Genomic DNA, 16808 nt, shown 5'->3' with positions numbered 1-16808 from the left:
CGTGCTGATTGAAGACAAATACAACCTTTGCTATATTTCTCTTGTCGCCACCACCATCGGAACAGGAGAGTCCCATGCAGTCGACCGCAGATGTCCGCCCCGCCCCCCGCCCGGAGACGGTGAGCCTGGTCTATCAGATTTTCGGGGATGTCCTGGTGCCGCTGGAGCAGGTGCGCGAACGCTGGTTCCGCAACCTGAACCGGGAGAATTTCAGCAAGGCACTGTCCTGCGGGCGCATCGCCCTGCCGGTCACCACGCTGGACGACAGCCACAAGGCGATGCAATACGTGGCAGTGGACCACCTGGCCGCCTATGTGGAGGAGCGCTCGCAGCAGGCGGACGCCGCGCTGGCCCGGCGCAGGGCAAGCCTGCAGGTGGTGGAGGCGCGGCAGGCGGGGTAACCATAGAGCCGCCGGCAGACACCAGAGCCAGCTCCCGCACCGGACGGTCCCCTCTCCCTTCAGGGGGAGGGTGAGGGAGGGGGAATGGCGTCAACCCGAGTACCCGAGTTGGGCCTAGCACCCCCTCCCCAGCCCTCTCCCTGAAGCGAGAGAGAGCCTTACACTGCCAGCGAAAACTCTTCTGTCCACCTGAACCTGTTGATTAGCGCAGGGCCCCAACAAAAAGCCCCGCCGAAGCGGGGCTTTCCTATCGAGTCAGCGACTCAACCCTTGCCGTGCACCTTGGCGGTGTGCTCCGCCAGCGCCACGGCACGGAACATCGCGCGGCGCTTGTTGATGGTCTCTTCCCATTCTGCCGCCGGCACCGAGTCGGCGACGATGCCGCCGCCGGCCTGGACGTGGAGTTCGCCGTTCTTGATCACCGCGGTGCGGATGGCGATGGCGGTGTCCATGTTGCCGTTCCAGGCGAGGTAACCCACGGCGCCGCCGTAGACGCCGCGCTTGACCGGTTCCAGTTCATCGATGATTTCCATCGCGCGAATCTTCGGCGCGCCGGACAGGGTGCCGGCTGGCAGGATGGCGCGCAGCGCGTCCATCGCCGAAAGCTCGGGCTTGAGCTGGCCGTTGACGTTGGAAACGATGTGCATGACGTTGGAGTAGCGCTCGATCACCATCTGCTCAGTGACCTTCACGCTGCCGGTCTGCGAGACGCGGCCGACATCGTTGCGTCCCAGGTCGATGAGCATCAGGTGCTCGGCGATTTCCTTGGCGTCGGAGAGCAGGTCCTCTTCCAGCGCGCGGTCGGCCTCTTCGGTCGTGCCACGCGGGCGGGTGCCGGCGATGGGGCGCACGGTGACTTCACCGTCCTCGACGCGCACCAGCACTTCCGGCGAGCTGCCGACAACATGGAAGTCGCCGAAGTTGAAGAAGTACATGTAGGGCGTCGGGTTGAAGCAGCGCAGCGCGCGGTACAGGTCGATGGGCGCCGCACTGAAGTCAATGGACATGCGCTGCGACGGTACGACCTGCATGCAGTCGCCGGCCAGGATGTATTCCTTGATGGTACCGACGGCGCGCTCGTAGTCCTCGCGGGTGAAGCTGGCGCGGAACTGCGGCTCCGGGGCATTCACGGCACTGAAGTCCAGGCCGCGACGCGGGGTGATCGGCTGGCGCAGGCGCTCCAGCAGTTCTTCCAGCTGGGCCAGGCCCTTGTCGTAGGCACCGGCCTGCGCAGGGTCGGCGAGGACGATCGCGTGCATCTTGCCGGCGAGGTTGTCGAACACGACGACCGCATCGGAGACCATCAGCAGGATGTCAGGATTGTTCAGCGGGTCCGGGTTCGGGCACTGCGCCAGCCGCTGCTCGACGTAACGCACGCAGTCGTAGCCGAAGTAGCCGACCAGGCCGCCGTTGAAGCGCGGCAGACCGGCAATGGTCGGTACGCGGTAGCGTTCCTTGAACGCCTCGACGAAGGCCAGCGGGTCGGCGCATTCGAAGCTCTCGGTCTCGACGTCGTCGACCTTGATGCTCGCCTGGTGGCCGTACACTCGCAGCACGGTGCGGCTGTGCAGGCCGATGATCGAGTAGCGCCCCCACTTCTCGCCGCCCTGCACGGATTCGAGCAGGTAGGTGTTGGGGCCATCGGCCAGCTTCAGGTAGATCGACAGCGGGGTGTCGAAGTCGGCAAGGGTTTCGCAGGTCAGCGGAATGCGGTTGTAGCCTTCGGCGGCCAGGCGCTGGAATTCTTCGCGGGTCATGATCAGCCTCGTAAGAGGAGCCTGTTTCGCGCAGTGCGGGTCTGCCGGCAGTTAACAGGCTCTGAGGGGGAAACGGACTTGGGTGCACACACGCCGGGCGTACCGGCCAAAGGATGTCAGGCGCGCCAGCGCCAGCGGGCCAGGGCCTTGATGACCTTCATCCAGAGTGTGTGGGGAGCCGTTTCCACGGTGCTGTCTCGCTGAGCGGGAGTTGAGGCGGAGTCGGGCAACACTATCGCTTTGCCCGAATCGAAGCAAGGCAGCAGATGGCGCAGATCGTCGAGCACCAGCGTCGGGGTCTCCTCGGCAATGGGGCGGCCATGGTTGTAGCCGTAGCTCAGACCTACGCTGCGCACGCCGGCGGCCTTGGCAGCGAGAATGTCATTGCGCGAGTCGCCAACGAACAGCGCCTGCTCCGCCGACACGCCGGCCATCTTCATTACGAACAGCAGCGCGGCCGGGTCGGGCTTCTGCTGCGGCAAGGTGTCGCCGCCGATGATCCAGCGGAAGAACTTGCCCAGCTTCATTTCGTCCAGCAGCGGGCCGACGAAGCGCTCGGGCTTGTTGGTGATCAGCGCCAGCTCCACGCCGCGCTTCTTCAGCCACTTCAGGGTCTCGATCACGCCGGGGTAGACCATGGTGAGGGCATGGCTATCGGCGTAGAAGTCCATGAACAGCTCGAGGGCGCGCTCGGTGTCTTCCTCGCTGATCCCATCGTGCTCGATGTCATTGGCCAGGGCGCGACGCACCAGCACCCGCGCGCCGTTGCCGACCCAATGACGCACCGCGTCCAGGCCGGCCGGCTGGCGACCGAGCGCCAGCAGCATCTTGTCCACCGCGGCGGCCAGGTCGGGGACCGAATCCACCAGGGTGCCGTCCAGATCGAACATCACCAGACGCGGCAGCCCGGCGAACGGCAGTTGTGCAGCGCTCATCACGTGCGCGCCTGCGCCAGCTCAGCGTGCATGGCGCGGATGACCTCGGCGTAGTCCGGTGCATTGAAGATGGCGGAGCCGGCGACGAAGGTGTCGGCGCCCGCTTCGGCGATCTCGCGGATGTTCTTCACGTTCACCCCGCCGTCGATCTCCAGGCGGATGTCGCGGCCGGAAGCGTCGATCAGCGCGCGGGCTTCGCGCAGCTTGTCGAGGGTGCCGGGGATGAACTTCTGCCCGCCGAAGCCTGGGTTCACGCTCATCAGCAGGACCATGTCGATCTTGTCCATCACGTACTTCAGCGCGTCCAGCGAGGTGGCCGGGTTGAACACCAGGCCGGCCTTGCAGCCGCCGTCCTTGATCAGTTGCAGGGAGCGGTCGATGTGCTGCGAGGCTTCCGGGTGGAAGGTGATGTAGGTGGCGCCGGCCTCGATGAAGTCGCCGATGATGCGGTCCACCGGGGAAACCATCAGGTGCACGTCGATAGGTGCGCTGACGCCGTACTTGCGCAGGGCCGTGCAGACCATCGGGCCGATGGTCAGGTTCGGCACGTAGTGGTTGTCCATCACATCGAAGTGGACGATGTCGGCACCGGCAGCGAGCACCTTGTCCACATCCTCGCCCAGGCGGGCAAAGTCGGCGGAAAGGATCGACGGAGCGATGGCGTAGGGTTGCATGGCGCACCTCTGTGGGCGGAAATCACGGATGGCGCGCATTGTAGCCGCTTGGACGGCTCGAAGGGGATCGGGCCGATAGTCGAAGCGAAAAGGGCAGTATCAGGCGGGAAAGCAGGCAAAAAAAATCGCGGACCGATCCCGCCCCCGTGGGTGAGCACAGGGACGCAACCGTCCGCGAAACACTGTGAATCAGGACGTCGGTGCGGTGCGCAGTTTCTCGCTGCGGCCGCGCAGCCACTCGAGGGTCAGCAGGAGCACGACGGAGAAGCCGATCAGCAGGGTCGCCGCAGCGGCGATGGTGGGGCTGAGATTCTCACGGATGCCGCTGAACATCTGGCGCGGCAGGGTGGCCTGCTCGGGCCCGGCGAGGAACAGGGTCACCACCACTTCGTCGAAGGAGGTGGCGAAGGCGAACAGCGCCCCGGAGATCACACCCGGAGCGATCAGCGGCAGGGTGACCTTGAAGAAGGTCAGCACCGGCGGCGCACCCAGGCTAGCGGCGGCGCGCACCAGGTTGTAATTGAAGCCCTGCAGCGTCGCCGACACGGTGATGATGACGAAGGGCACGCCCAGCACCGCGTGGACGATGATCAGCGAGATGTAGCTGTTGCCCAGGCCCAGCGGCGCGAAGAACAGGTAGCTGGCCACGCCGATGATCACCACCGGCACCACCATCGGCGAGATCACCAGGCTCATGATCAGCGCCTTGCCGCGGAACTCGCCGCGGGTCAGGCCGATCGACGCCAGGGTGCCGAACACCATCGCCAGCACGGTGGCCGCCGGGGCGACAATGATGCTGTTGGTCAGCGCGCGCATCCACTCGGCGGAGTTGAAGAAGTCGGCGTACCAGCGCAGAGAGAAGCCCTGCAGCGGGTAGACCAGGAAGGTGCCGGAGTTGAACGACAGCGGCACGATGACCAGTACCGGCAGCACCAGGAACAGCAGGATCAGACCGCAGAGGATGCGCAGGGTGTAGAACCACACGCGCTCGACCGGGGACATGTAAGGACTCAGCATCTTCTTATCTCCTCAGAGCCTGTTCATACCTGCCTGCACTTGCTCATGCGGCGTTGAGAACAGGCTCAAAATGCTCATTTACCGCGCGTAAACTGCGCTTTCTCGCCTGTCCTCGCCTTGCCTGAGCTGCGTTCGGCGAGGTCTTGAACAGGCTCTATCAGCCCAGACGCAGGCGGCTCGCGCCCACCAGCCAGCCATAGATCACGTAGAGCACCAGGGTGGCGAACAGCAGCAGGCCGCCCAGGGCCGTGGCCATGCCCCAGTTGATGGTGGTGTTGGTGTAGAAGGCGACGAAGTAGCTGACCATCTGGTCGTTCGGGCTGCCCAGCAGCGCCGGGGTGATGTAGTAGCCGATCGACAGGATGAACACCAGCAGGCAACCGGCGCCGACGCCGGCGACGGTCTGCGGGAAGTACACCTTCCAGAAGCTGGCGAACGGATGGCAGCCCAGCGAAATCGCGGCGCGCATGTAGCTGGGGGAGATGCCCTTCATCACGCTGTAGATCGGCAGGATCATGAACGGCAGCATGATGTGGACCATGGAAACGTACACGCCAGTGCGGTTGAACACCAACTGCAGCGGCTGGTCGATCAGGCCCATCTTCAGCAGCGCGCCGTTGATCAGGCCACCCGACTGCAACAGCACGATCCACGCGGCGACACGTACCAGGATCGAGGTCCAGAACGGCAGCAGCACCATGATCATCAGCAGGTTGGACTTGCGGGTCGGCAGGATCGCCAGCAGGTAGGCCAGCGGGTAGGCCAGCGCCAGGCAGATCAGGGTGATCACCGCGCCCATCCAGAAGGTGCGGGCGAAGATGTCCAGGTAGATCGACTGGTCCGGCGTGGCACGGGCGATTTCGCCCAGGTCGTCGATGCGGTGATCGAGCGCCGCCAGCAGGTAATAGGGGGTGACGGAGCTGGCGTTGCGACGGATTGCCTGCCAGTAGGCCGGGTCGCCCCAGCGCTCGTCGAGGGCTTCCATGGCGTCCTTGTACGACGCCGGCTGCTCCTTGAACGGCAGCGCGCGGGCGGTCTTGGACAGCAGGCTGCGGTAGCCGGCCAGCTCCATGTTCAGGCGCTTGGAGAGGTCACCGATGGTCTGGTTCTTGCGCGCGGCGACCAGGTCATCGCTCAGTGCCTTGTACACCTCGTCCGAGGGCAGCGACTTGCCGTCCCATTCGGAAATGGCGTTGACGGTCAGCGGCAGCGCGCCGACGACCTCGGGGTTGTTCACGCTCTTGTAAAGCAGCGCCGCGATGGGCACCAGGAAGGTCAGCAGCAGGAAGACCAGCAGGGGCAGCACCAGCGCCTGGGACTTCAGACGGTTCATCCGCTCCGCGCGCGCCAGGCGCTGCTTGAGGGTGGGGCCGGCGACCTCGTTCAGAGACACAGCGGTGGCCATAGCGAACTCCGGTAAAACAGGCCGCCCGAAAGCGGCCAAGGTGTGGTGTCAGGAGGCACCGCCGCCAGAGGGAGCGGCGGTCCCGGTCCGTCGCGGTCCGGGTGGCCGCGACGGTTTGGCACTGCTGCGTCTTACTTGGCAGCCCAGGCGTTGAAGCGCTGCTCCAGTTGCTCGCCGTAGTCAGCCCAGAAGGTCACGTCCATACCGACCTGGCCCTGCATGTTTTCCGGGGTGGTCGGCATGTCCTTGAGCAGGTCCTTGCTCAGCAGCGGTACGGCGTTCTTGTTGACCGGGCCGTAGGCGATGTTCTCGGAGTAGGTCTTCTGCTGCTCGGGCTGAACCGAGAAGGCAATGAACTTCAGGCTCTCGTCGACCTTCTTGGCGCCCTTGGGGATGGCCCAGGCGTCGAAGTCGTAGATGCCGCCGTTCCAGACGATCTTCAGGTTGCTCTCTTTCTGCACGGCGGCGATGCGGCCGTTGTAGGCGGAGCTCATGACCACATCACCGGAAGCGAGGTACTGCGGCGGCTGGGCGCCGGCTTCCCACCACTGGATGTTCGGCTTGATCTGGTCGAGTTTCTTGAAGGCGCGGTCCTGGCCTTCCTTGGTCGCCAGCACCTTGTAGACGTCCTTGGGCGCAACGCCGTCGGCCATCAGGGCGAATTCCAGGGTGTACTTGGCGCCCTTGCGCAGGCCGCGCTTGCCCGGGAATTTCTGGGTGTCCCAGAAGTCGGCCCAGCTGGTCGGAGCGGTCTTGAGCTTGTCGGCGTTGTAGGCCAGCACGGTGGACCAGACGAAGAAGCCGACGCCGCAGTTGGTCACGGCGCCCGGCACGTAGTCTTCGGCCTTGCCGAGGATGGCCGGGTCGATGGTTTCGAACAGGCCTTCGTCACAGCCGCGGGCAAGTTCCGGCGACTCGACTTCCACCAGGTCCCAGGAGACGCTGTTGGTGTCGACCATGGCCTTCACCTTGGCCATTTCACCGTTGTATTCGCCAGCGACGATCTTGTTGCCAGTGCTCTTCTCGTAGGGGCCGTAGAACGCCTTGACCTGGGCGTTCTTGTTGGCGCCGCCGAAAGACACCACGGTCAGGTCGGTGGCGGCCATGGACTGGGCCGCGAAGGCCACGCCCAGGGTCAGCGCTGCGAGTTTGAGCCCCGATGCTTTCAAGGACTTCGACATTATTGTTGTCTCCACAGTGTGCAGGTTTGTTTTTCTTGGATGCGTCCGGGAGTGGCCGGGCCGCGCTGTTACGCCGCGGACAGTGGGTCGAGCGCGCGGACGTGCTCGACTTCCCAGCCCAGCGGAACCACGTCGCCAACACTGAGCGCAGGATCGAGCTCGGCGATCGGCTGTTTGACGAAGAAATCGGTACGGCCGCAGACCTCCAGGCGAATGCGCACGTGGTCACCCAGGTAGATGAACTCGGCGACGCGGCCGGAGAAGCGGTTCACGCAGTTTTCGCTGTGGCCGTTCAGGCGCACGCGCTCGGGGCGTATCGACAGGCTGACGGTGTCGCCGACGTTGCCGACGTTGATCGCCAGCGCCTCGACCTTCTCGCCACGGGCCAGGCCCACGGTGCAGCGGTCGCCATCGCGGGCCTGGAGCTGGCCGGCGATGCGGTTGTTCTCGCCAATGAAGTTGGCGACGAAGGAGTTGCGCGGGTGCTCGTAGAGCTCTGCCGGCGGGGCGATCTGCTGGATCTCGCCCTGGTGGAACACCGCCACGCGGTCGGACATGGTCAGGGCTTCGCCCTGGTCGTGGGTCACGTAGACCACGGTCACGCCCAGGCGCTGGTGAATGTGCTTGATCTCCATCTGCATGTGTTCACGCAGCTGTTTATCCAGCGCACCCAGGGGTTCGTCCATCAGCACCAGTTGCGGCTCGAAGACCAGCGCGCGGGCCAGGGCCACACGTTGCTGCTGGCCACCGGAGAGCTGGGCGGGATAACGGCCGGCGAAGGTGTCGAGCTGAACCATCGACAGTGCGCGCTTCACGCGCTCGCTGACATCAGTCTTGCTCATGCCGCGCACGGAGAGCGGGAAGGCCAGGTTCTCGGCCACCGTCATGTGCGGGAACAGCGCATAGTTCTGGAACACCATGCCGATGTCGCGCTTGTGCGGGGGCACGTTGTTGATGGCGCGCCCGGCGAGCTGGATTTCACCGGCGGTCGGCGTTTCGAAACCGGCCAGCATCATCAGGCTGGTGGTCTTGCCGGAACCCGAAGGCCCCAGCAGCGTCAGGAATTCGCCTTTGCGAATGTCCAGATTGAGGTCCTTCACGATGAGGGATTCGCCGTCGTAGCTCTTCTGCACGCCACGGAAACTCACCAGTACATCGTTTGCCTGATTCTCGGCCATCACCGCACCTTTGTTTTTTTGTAAATGCCGTTGAATCAAGCCTAGAGAAGCTCGACCGGCACGCAAATCGGGCGGTATGAGAGATTGCTATAAGGCTTAGAGAGGATGCTTTGTAGGGATCGCCCTACAAAAAATAGCGAAACAGACTGCCGACCAGCTTGTGGCCGGCAGTCCCTCGATCAGCGCTTGGCCCAGGCCTGGAAGCGCTTCTCCAGCGCATCGCCATGCTCGGTCCAGAAGGCTACGTCCATGCCCACGGCATGGGCGATGTTCTGCGGCGCGGTGGGCAGGTTGGCGGCCACGTCCGGCGCCAGCAATTCCACGGCCTTGCGGTTGGTCGGACCGTAGGAAATGTTTTCGGCAAAAGCCTTCTGCTGCTGCGGCTGGCCGGCGAAGTTGACGAACTGCTCAGCCAGCTCCTTCTTGAACACGCCCGAGGGCAGCGCCCAGAAGTCGAAGTCGTAGATACCGCCGGCCCAGACCATGCGGAAGCCCTTCTGCTCAGCCTGCGCGGCGGCGATCCGGCCGTTGTAGGCAGAGCTCATCACCACGGTACCGTCGGCAAGGTCACGCACCGGGTCCTGGCCGGACTTCCACCAGTTGATGTTCGGCTTGAGCTCATCGAGCTTGCGGAAGGCGCGATCGACACCCTCGTCGGTGGCGAGCACCTTGTAGACATCCTTGGGCGCGACGCCGTCGGCCATCAGGGCGAATTCCAGGCTGTACTTGGCGCCCCAGCGCAGGCCGCGCTTGCCGGGGAATTTCTTCGTGTCCCAGAAATCCGCCCAACTGCTGGGCGTACCCTGCAGCTTGCTCTGGTTGTACGCCAGCAACGTGGTCCAGACGAAGATGCCGACACCGCATGGCTGCACCGCGCCGGGAACGAAATCGGCGGTGTTGCCCAGGGTCTTGGGATCGAGCTTCATGAACAGCCCTTCCTCGCAGCCGCGCGCGAGTTCGGGGGCCTCGACTTCCACCACGTCCCAGGACACATGGCTGATCTCCACCATGCGCTTGAGCTTGGCCAGGTCGCCGTTGTAGGAGCCGTGGACGACGGCGTTGCCGGTCACTTCCTTGAACGGTTTGTAGAAGGCCGCCTCCTGGGCTTCCTTGTTGGCGCCACCGAAGGAAATCACCGTGACGTAGTCCGCCAGCGCCGGCATCGCAGCGCTCCCCAGCAGGCCGAACAGCAGCCCTCCCCTTACCGCTCGCAACATCTTCTTCTCCTTGTTATCACGACGTACTGCATGAAGCCGGCAATCATTCCCTGCCTCACGCCCGCTAGATAGACGGTTCGTTACAGAAATCGGACACGTCGCACAGAGTGGAGGGAAAATTCAGCGATCGATCTGCCGCAGGTCAAAGCGGCTGCGCGGGACGCTCAGACGAGCTTGTGCTCCATGGCGTAACGCACCAGGTCCGCCACCGAGTTGGCGTTGAGTTTCTGCATCAGCCGCGCCTTGTGTGTGCTGATGGTCTTGCTGCTGACCGCCAGTTGCTGGGCGATTTCGTTGACGCCCTCGCCCTGCACCAGGCGCTCGAACACCGAGAACTCGCGCTCCGAAAGCAGCGCATGGGGCGGACGGGAATCGGTGAGACCGACTTCGAAGACCATGCGGTCGGCGAGATCGGGATCGATGTAGCGACCACCACTGGCCACCTTGCGGATCGCCGTGAGCAGCAGTGCCGGATCGCTGTCTTTGGTGGCGTAGCCGGCGGCGCCGACCTTCAGCGCGCGGGCGACCATCTGCACTTCATCGTGCATGGACAGCATGAGGATCGCCGGCGGACTATTCAGCGCGCGAATCCGCGGGATGGCTTCCAGGCCGTTGACGCCGGGCATGGAGATATCCAGCAGGACCACTTCACAGGGCGTCTGGCGCAGGGTTTCGAGCAACTGCTCGCCGTTGGTGGCCTCACCCACCACCTGCAGGTCCTTGGCCATGCCGATCAGTTGCTTGATGCCCTCGCGCACGATCGTATGGTCTTCCGCCACCAGCACTCGAATCACCGCCATTCCTCCCGTTTCATTCTTGTCGTTATGGTTGTCGCCTGTTTACGCCACTGCCGAGCGCAGAGGCACCCGAATCCACAGCGTGGTGCCCTCCCCGGGCTGGCTGTCGATCTGCAGGGTGCCACCGAACATCAGCACCCGCTCGCGCATGCCTACCAGGCCGAAGGACGCTCCCTGGCGCGTGGCGTTCGGGTCGAAGCCCACGCCGTCATCGGCGATGCGCAGGCACAGCTCGCGCCCTTCGACGCTCAGCTGCAATTCCACAGTATGCGCCTGGGCATGGCGCATGACATTGGTCAGCGCCTCCTGGAGGATGCGGAACAGCCCGATGGCCTTGGCATCCGACAGTTCCGGCGGGTTCTCCGGCACCTGCGCCAGGCAGGGAATCTGCGTGCGCGCTTCGAACCGACGTGCCTGCCATTCCACCGCCGAGCCGATGCCGGCATCGAGGATGGGCGGGCGCAGCGCGGTGGCCACGTCGCGCACCAGTTGGAACAACTGGGCGATCAAGCGCTTCATGTTGTCCAGGCGCTCGCGCAGACCGCTGTCGAGCTCGGCGTAGGCCAGTTCGCACATGGAGGTTTCCAGCTTGAGCACGGTGAGCACCTGGCCCAATTCATCGTGCACTTCGCGGGCGATGCGCGCCTTCTCCTCCTCCCGCACGCTCTCCAGGTGCGCCGACAGCTCGCGCAGCTGCGCGCGGGAATCCTGCAGTTCCAGTTCGATCTGCTTGTGTTCGGTGATGTCCCAGACTACCCCATCCCAGGCCGGACGACCGTCGTCGAGGGTGCGCACCGTCGCCTTGATGTCGACCCAGCGCGGCTCGTGGCTGCGGGTGAGGATGCGCCCCTGCCACAGCCAGTTGCGTCGGCCCTCCACCGCTTCGAGCTGGCTCGCCAGGTAGCCTTCGCGCTCGGACGGATGCACCAGCCCCATGATGCCCAGGCCACTCTCGCGCAGGTAGCCCGGCGAGTAGCCCAGCGAGGTTTCGCTGCCGCCGGTGATGAAGCTGATGTAGGCGAAATCGGAGTCGTCGTCCGGCGCGTTGGGCTCCAGGCGGAATACCAGCCCCGGCACGTTGGCGGCGATGCCCTGCAGGCGCGCCTCGCTTTCCTCCAGCGCGGCGCGGGCGCGGCGGCGCTCGGTGACGTCGTTGAGGAACACCAGCAGGTACTCCGAATCGCCAAAACGCAGGAAGCTCAGCGAAACGTCCGCCGGCAGCCACTGGCCGTCTGCACGCAGGCAGCGGGTCTCGAAGCTCAGCGGCGCCTCGTCGGCATTGCGTGCACGGCGCCAGAGATTGAGCCAGCGGTCCATGTCCAGCGTCGGCTCGAAGGCCGACAGCGGCAGGTCCACCACCGCACCCGGCGGGTAGCCGAGCATCTCCTCGGCGGCGCGGTTGGCGTAGCGCACATGGCTGTCCCAGTTGACCCAGAGGATGCCGACGGTGCTGCTGTCGATGGCGAACTGGGTCAGGCGCAACGCCTGCTCCGCGGCCTGGCGCAATTCGATATCGCGGCGTGCCGCGAGCAGGCGCGATTCCAGCGCGCGGTGCTGGCGGCGCAGCCAGAGCAATGCGGCTAGCGCGAACAGCAACAGCAGGCCGAGCAGGATGCACAGGTTCTGCCAGAAGCCGGGCGAAGAACCCAGGCGCGGGTAGAGCGGTTGCAGCCAGCGTTCGTGGAGTCGGTCGAGGTCCTTGGCCGGCACCGCGCGCAGGGCGGCATCGATGATCCCGGCCAGCTCCGGCAGGCCGCGCCGCGTCGCCACGCGCAGCAATTGCGGGTAGCCGATATCGGCGACCACCGAGAGCCCGGTGAATTCGGCTTCGCGGGTCAGCCGCGCCAGTTGCGCCTCGTCGATCACCGCGAAGCTGGCTTCGCGGCCGAGCACCTTGCGCAGTACTTCTCGGTCGCTATCGACGACTTGCAGGGTCAGCCCCGAATAGGTCCCCCGCAGGTAATCCACCACCGGCCCGGGCCCGCGCACGGATACGGATTCCCCGTCGCGCAGGGCGTCCAGCTCCACCGAAGTCCCCATGCCGCGATCGCCCACGACCAGACGCGGCACGCGCAGATAGGGGTCGGAGAACAGCCAGTCGCGCAGGGTCGAAGGCGTCTGGCTGATGCCGGGGGCGAGATCGATTTCCCCGGCACGCACCGCTTTCTCCAGCATTGCCTGGTCAGGATAGGTACGCCATTGCAGATCGACGCCCAGCGCCTTGGCCAGCCATTCCAACAGTTCGACGTTGGCTCCGGAGAGCTGCTGCAGGCGGCGGTCCTGCTGCACGTAGGGAGCTTCGAGCACGGCGCCGACGCGCAGCCGCGGGTGTTCAGCGAGCCATGCGCGCTGCGCGTCGTCCAGCGTCAGCGGCGGCGCGGGGGGTTCCGCCACCGCCAGCAGCGGCAGGCAACTCAGCCAGATAAGACAGGCTTTCCAGAACAGACGACTCATGCCCACAGCACCCCGGGTATTCGATCACGTCAAAGCAAATGGCCGGCATACCTTACAGCAAGCCCGGTTGAACCCGGCAGCCATGCGCCTGACAAAGCTAGGACAAGCCGCTAGGCTGGCCGCACCCGCGCCCGCCGTGACAGGGATACCATCGATGCCACACTCGCTTCGCCCGACACTTCTAGCCCTCTGTATCTCGCTGGGCCTTTCGCCGCTGGCCGCCAGCGGCGAAGACAGCAAGGCAGCCGCTGAAGAAAAGCCTGCTGCAGCGGCAGCCGTGCGCCCCGCAGTGACCGAGCGTAGCCAGGACGAAGCCCGCGGCCTGGTGCGCCAACTGCCCGAAAGCGAGCGCCAGGAACTCAAGGCCGGCGACGAAACCTTCCTCGCCCTCTGGCTGCCGGCCAACGCCGCCGATGCAGAGGGTGCAGTGATCCTGATTCCGGGCGATGGCGAAAGCGCCGACTGGCCCGTGGCGATCGGCCCGCTGCGGCGCAAGTTGCCCGACGCCGGCTGGCAGACCCTGGCCGTCACCCTGCCCGATCCGCAAAGCACCGCACCCATGCCGCGCCAGAGGGAGTCGCCGGACAAGGCCAGCGCCGACACCGATGCCACGGCCACCGACAGCACCAGCAAACCCGAAGTGAAGGGCGGTGAAGGCAGCGCGACTCCAACACCGGAAAGCACCGCCGAAACCGGCAGCGCCGAGCCGGCCCAGGCCAGCCCCGAAGCTCCGCCGCCGCCCACCGATCCGGTGGAACTGCGCAAGGCCCATGCCGAGCGCGTACTGGCGCGCATCCAGGCGGCCGTCGAACTGGCCCAGCAGCACAAGCCCAAGACCATCGTGCTGCTCGGTCACGGCACCGGCGCCTACTGGGCAACCCGCTACCTGGGTGAACGTGCGCCGGCCGAGATCAGGAACCTGCTGTTGGTGGCGCCGGAGATGCCGCGCGACTTCAAACCGTCACTGGACGAGACCGTGCCGCTGCTGAATCTCGCCACCGGCGATTTCTATTACAAGGACAAGGCGCCAGACGTGGCAGCCGCCAAGCTGCGTCTGCAGGCGAGCAAGCGGCAGAAGGCACCGAACTACGTGCAGATCGGCATGAACGCCCTGCCCGCTGACCTGGGCACCGAGCAGGACCAACTCTACCGGCGCATTCGCGGCTGGCTATCGATGCACCTGGAGCCGAACGAGCAGCCCTGATCAGCGGAAGCCGCGACGCTGGCGCACCAGCAGATAGGCAGCCTGGATCTCGCGGGTTTTCTGGGTCGCCGCAGCGATGCGCTCGGGGCTTGCCCCCATGCCTTCGAGCTTGTCCGGGTGGTTCTGGCTGATCAGCTTGCGGTAGGCACGCTTGATCTCCTCCGGCTCGCTCTCCGGCGTCACTCCCAGCAGCCGCAGCGCGCCGGTATAGGATTCGCGCGGCGTGGGCGGCGGCCTGGGTGGCTCGGCGCCCGCCGACAACGCGAGGACCCTGGAGCGGGAAAGCCCCAGCGATTCACCCCACTGCAGCAGCAGGTTCTTCTGCGCAGCGTTCGGCGTGCCGCCCGCCCAGGCCATACGCCAGCAGGCCTGGATCAGACCCTCCGCAGTGGCCTGCCGGCCGTGGCGCTGGCGCAGGCCAACGTCCAGCAAGTCGCCGCCCAGCTTGCCGCGACCGAAGGCATCGATCGCCTGGCGACGGGCCTTGTCATCCAGTTGCAGGCGCTGCATCTCGGCCCGCGCCTGCTGGATGTGCGCATCGACCACGCGGCCGCGGCTCTTGGCCAGGCGACCGAGCAACAGGAAAAGCAGCTCCTGATCGCTGATCTGCGGCCCGCCACGCAACTGTTCGAAGAGCCCGCGCCAGGTGCGCTTCTTCAGGCGCCGGTCGAGCACCTGGCCCAGCAGCGCACCGAGCATCGCCCCAGGAATACTCGCCAGCGCCCAGCCGGCGATGACGCCCACCAAGGTGCCTGGCCAGAACACCTCAGCCCTCCGCCAGTTGGCGTTCGACTTCGGCCAGACGCTCGTGGGTGCCCACGTCGATCCAGCGTCCACGGTGATGGACGCCGCTCACACGGCCGGCTTCCATCGCCTGGCGCAGCAGTGGCGCCAGCTTGAAGGCGCCGGGCGCACAATCCTTGAACAGTTCGGGGCGCAGGATGGCGATACCGCTGTAGGTCAGGCTCGGCTGGCCCTCGCGGTAATCACTGACGCGGCCTCCACTCAGACGGAAATCGCCGCGAGTGTGGTGGCCGGGGTTATCCACCAGCACCAGGTGCGCCAGATCGTCATCGCCCAGCGCGCTGTGCAGGCTGGCATAGTCGAAGTCGGTCCAGATGTCGCCGTTGGCGACGACGAAGGCCTCGCTGCCCAGCAGCGGCAGCGCCCGGAAGATGCCGCCGCCGGTTTCCAGCGGTTCGCCCTCGGGCGAGTAACGGATGCTCACGCCGAAGGCCGAGCCATCGCCCAGGTGATCCTCGATCTGCTGGCCGAGCCAGGCATGGTTGATCACCACCTGGTCGAATCCCGCGCAACGCAGCGCCCGCAGCTGATACTCGATCAACGGCACGCCGCCGGCGCGCACCAGCGGCTTGGGCGTATGCAGGGTGAGCGGGCGCAGGCGTTCGCCCTTGCCCGCGGCGAGGATCATGGCCTTCATGCGGGGTGTGTCTCGTCTTTGGGGAGGTCCGCCAGCAATGCGGCGAGGTCGGCAAGCTCCGGACGGCGTGCGATCACGCTTTCCAGGTAGCGGAAGAAACGCGGCACGTCGCCCAGGTAGCGCGGCTTGCCGTCGCGGTGGCAGATGCGCGCGAAGATGCCGATCACCTTCAGGTGGCGCTGGGCGCCCATCAGGTCGCTGGCGCGCAGGAAGGACTCGAAACTGTCCGGCAGGGGAATACCAGCCGCCTGGGCCTTGCGCCAGTAGCGCGAGAGGCCGTCGTGCACGCGCGGCTCCGGCCAACTGAGGAAGGCATCCTTATAGAGGCAGGTCACGTCGTAGGTCACCGGGCCGTAGACCGCATCCTGGAAATCCAGGATGCCGGGGTTCGGCTCGCTGAGCATCAGGTTGCGCGGCATGTAGTCGCGGTGCACGAACACGCGTGGCTGCTCCAGGGCGCTTTGCACCAGCAGGTCGCAGGTGCGCTCCCAGCGGGCGAGTTGCTCGCCTTCGAGGGTCACGCCGAGGTGGCGCTGCAGGTACCAGTCGGGGAACAGTTGCAGCTCGCGGCGCAGCAGGGCCTCGTCGTAGGCCGGCAAGCGCTCGGCGACATCGACCCGCTGGAAGGCCACCAGGGCGTCGAGGGCATCCTCGAACAGCTCCTCGGCGTTCTGCGCAGTGAGCACATCCAGGTAGGTCTGGCGCCCCAGATCATCGAGCAGCAGGAAGCCCTGCTCCACGTCCTGGGCGAGAATCGTCGGCACATGCACACCGGCCTCGGCCAGCAGGCCGGCGACCTTGATGAAGGGTCGGACGTTCTCCTGGGGGGGCGGGGCGTCCATCACGATCAGGCTGCGGCCTTCCCCCTGCCAGCGGAAATACCGGCGGAAACTGGCATCGCTGCTGGCCGCAGTGAAGCTGGCCTCGGGCACCGGGCCCCAGCCCTGGGCGGTGAACACTGCGGGCAAACTCAAGTCCAACCAGCCGATCATCTGCTGGTAGCGGGCATCCTGTGACATCTTTATGGGTTCTCCACGGCCCTAGCCGTTGCGCGGGTCATGCTTTATTATCCAGCATCTTTTTGAGCCCATCGAGAGGCGTGCGGTCCGCTTTGGGCCGATGGCTCGCAGGAAGCCCGGATTAACAA

The 16808-nt window shown here is 65.5% G+C and carries 15 protein-coding genes; 2 read left to right on the top strand and 13 right to left on the bottom strand.

Translation table 11 applies throughout. From position 1 onward, the window contains the following. Nucleotides 1-74: 74 nt before the first annotated feature. Nucleotides 75-401, top strand: a complete 327-nt coding sequence (locus tag C167_RS0105790) for a pyocin activator PrtN family protein (protein ID WP_017517315.1) — start codon at nt 75-77, stop codon at nt 399-401. A 263-nt stretch (nt 402-664) separates the two neighbouring features. Here the strand turns inward: C167_RS0105790 and trpE are convergent, their stop codons facing one another. The 10 genes from trpE to C167_RS0105740 all read right to left on the bottom strand — a co-directional run bounded on the left by trpE (nt 665) and on the right by C167_RS0105740 (nt 13016). Next, nucleotides 665-2158 carry an anthranilate synthase component I gene (trpE, locus tag C167_RS0105785; RefSeq protein WP_017517314.1) on the bottom strand — a complete coding sequence of 498 codons (1494 nt, stop codon included), beginning with the start codon at nt 2156-2158 and terminating at the stop codon, nt 665-667. 116 nt (nt 2159-2274) lie between these two features. Next, nucleotides 2275-3093 (bottom strand): phosphoglycolate phosphatase, encoded by an 819-nt coding sequence (locus C167_RS0105780; protein ID WP_017517313.1) that lies wholly within the window; start codon nt 3091-3093, stop codon nt 2275-2277. Further along, a complete protein-coding gene (gene rpe, locus C167_RS0105775) occupies nt 3093-3767 on the bottom strand; it encodes a ribulose-phosphate 3-epimerase (protein WP_017517312.1) in 675 nt (224 codons plus the stop codon). Before rpe ends, C167_RS0105780 begins: the two co-directional genes overlap by 1 nt. Before the next feature lie 189 nt (nt 3768-3956). Beyond that, nucleotides 3957-4784 carry an ABC transporter permease gene (locus C167_RS0105770; RefSeq protein WP_017517311.1) on the bottom strand — a complete coding sequence of 276 codons (828 nt, stop codon included), beginning with the start codon at nt 4782-4784 and terminating at the stop codon, nt 3957-3959. 157 nt (nt 4785-4941) lie between these two features. Next, nucleotides 4942-6189, bottom strand: coding sequence for an ABC transporter permease (locus tag C167_RS0105765; RefSeq protein WP_017517310.1), 1248 nt, complete (start codon nt 6187-6189; stop codon nt 4942-4944). A 131-nt stretch (nt 6190-6320) separates the two neighbouring features. Further along, a complete protein-coding gene (locus C167_RS0105760; protein WP_017517309.1) occupies nt 6321-7370 on the bottom strand; it encodes an ABC transporter substrate-binding protein in 1050 nt (349 codons plus the stop codon). A 68-nt stretch (nt 7371-7438) separates the two neighbouring features. Next, nucleotides 7439-8548, bottom strand: a complete 1110-nt coding sequence (locus C167_RS0105755) for an ABC transporter ATP-binding protein (RefSeq protein WP_017517308.1) — start codon at nt 8546-8548, stop codon at nt 7439-7441. A 179-nt stretch (nt 8549-8727) separates the two neighbouring features. Next, on the bottom strand, nt 8728-9765 hold the full coding sequence (locus C167_RS0105750) for an ABC transporter substrate-binding protein (RefSeq protein ID WP_026078830.1): 1038 nt from the start codon (nt 9763-9765) through the stop codon (nt 8728-8730). Between the two features lie 164 nt (nt 9766-9929). Then, nucleotides 9930-10565, bottom strand: a complete 636-nt coding sequence (locus C167_RS0105745) for a response regulator transcription factor (RefSeq protein WP_017517306.1) — start codon at nt 10563-10565, stop codon at nt 9930-9932. 39 nt (nt 10566-10604) lie between these two features. Then, on the bottom strand, nt 10605-13016 hold the full coding sequence (locus C167_RS0105740) for a PAS domain-containing sensor histidine kinase (protein ID WP_017517305.1): 2412 nt from the start codon (nt 13014-13016) through the stop codon (nt 10605-10607). A gap of 154 nt (nt 13017-13170) precedes the next feature. Here C167_RS0105740 and C167_RS0105735 point away from each other — a divergent pair, with 154 nt between their 5' ends. Next, a complete protein-coding gene (locus C167_RS0105735) occupies nt 13171-14220 on the top strand; it encodes an alpha/beta hydrolase family protein (RefSeq protein WP_017517304.1) in 1050 nt (349 codons plus the stop codon). On the opposite strand, the gene C167_RS0105730 is transcribed toward C167_RS0105735, so the two are convergent. The 3 genes from C167_RS0105730 to C167_RS0105720 are packed head-to-tail and all read right to left on the bottom strand — an operon-like array spanning nt 14221 to nt 16680. Continuing rightward, the gene (locus C167_RS0105730; protein ID WP_017517303.1) at nt 14221-14985 is read right to left on the bottom strand and encodes a DnaJ domain-containing protein; all 765 of its coding nucleotides are present in this window, start codon (nt 14983-14985) and stop codon (nt 14221-14223) included. A gap of 1 nt (nt 14986) precedes the next feature. Beyond that, complete coding sequence (gene murU, locus C167_RS0105725; RefSeq protein ID WP_017517302.1) at nt 14987-15661, bottom strand: N-acetylmuramate alpha-1-phosphate uridylyltransferase MurU; 675 nt, start codon at nt 15659-15661, stop codon at nt 14987-14989. Continuing rightward, on the bottom strand, nt 15658-16680 hold the full coding sequence (locus tag C167_RS0105720) for an aminoglycoside phosphotransferase family protein (RefSeq protein ID WP_017517301.1): 1023 nt from the start codon (nt 16678-16680) through the stop codon (nt 15658-15660). The genes murU and C167_RS0105720 overlap by 4 nt, the downstream gene beginning before the upstream one ends. Between the last annotated feature and the right edge of the window lie 128 nt (nt 16681-16808).

This window comes from Pseudomonas nitroreducens TX1 (genome assembly GCF_000313755.1).
Classification (GTDB): domain Bacteria; phylum Pseudomonadota; class Gammaproteobacteria; order Pseudomonadales; family Pseudomonadaceae; genus Pseudomonas; species Pseudomonas nitroreducens_A.
The sequence above is the reverse complement of the archived record's forward strand: the minus strand, read 5'-3'. Positions and strand labels throughout refer to the sequence as shown.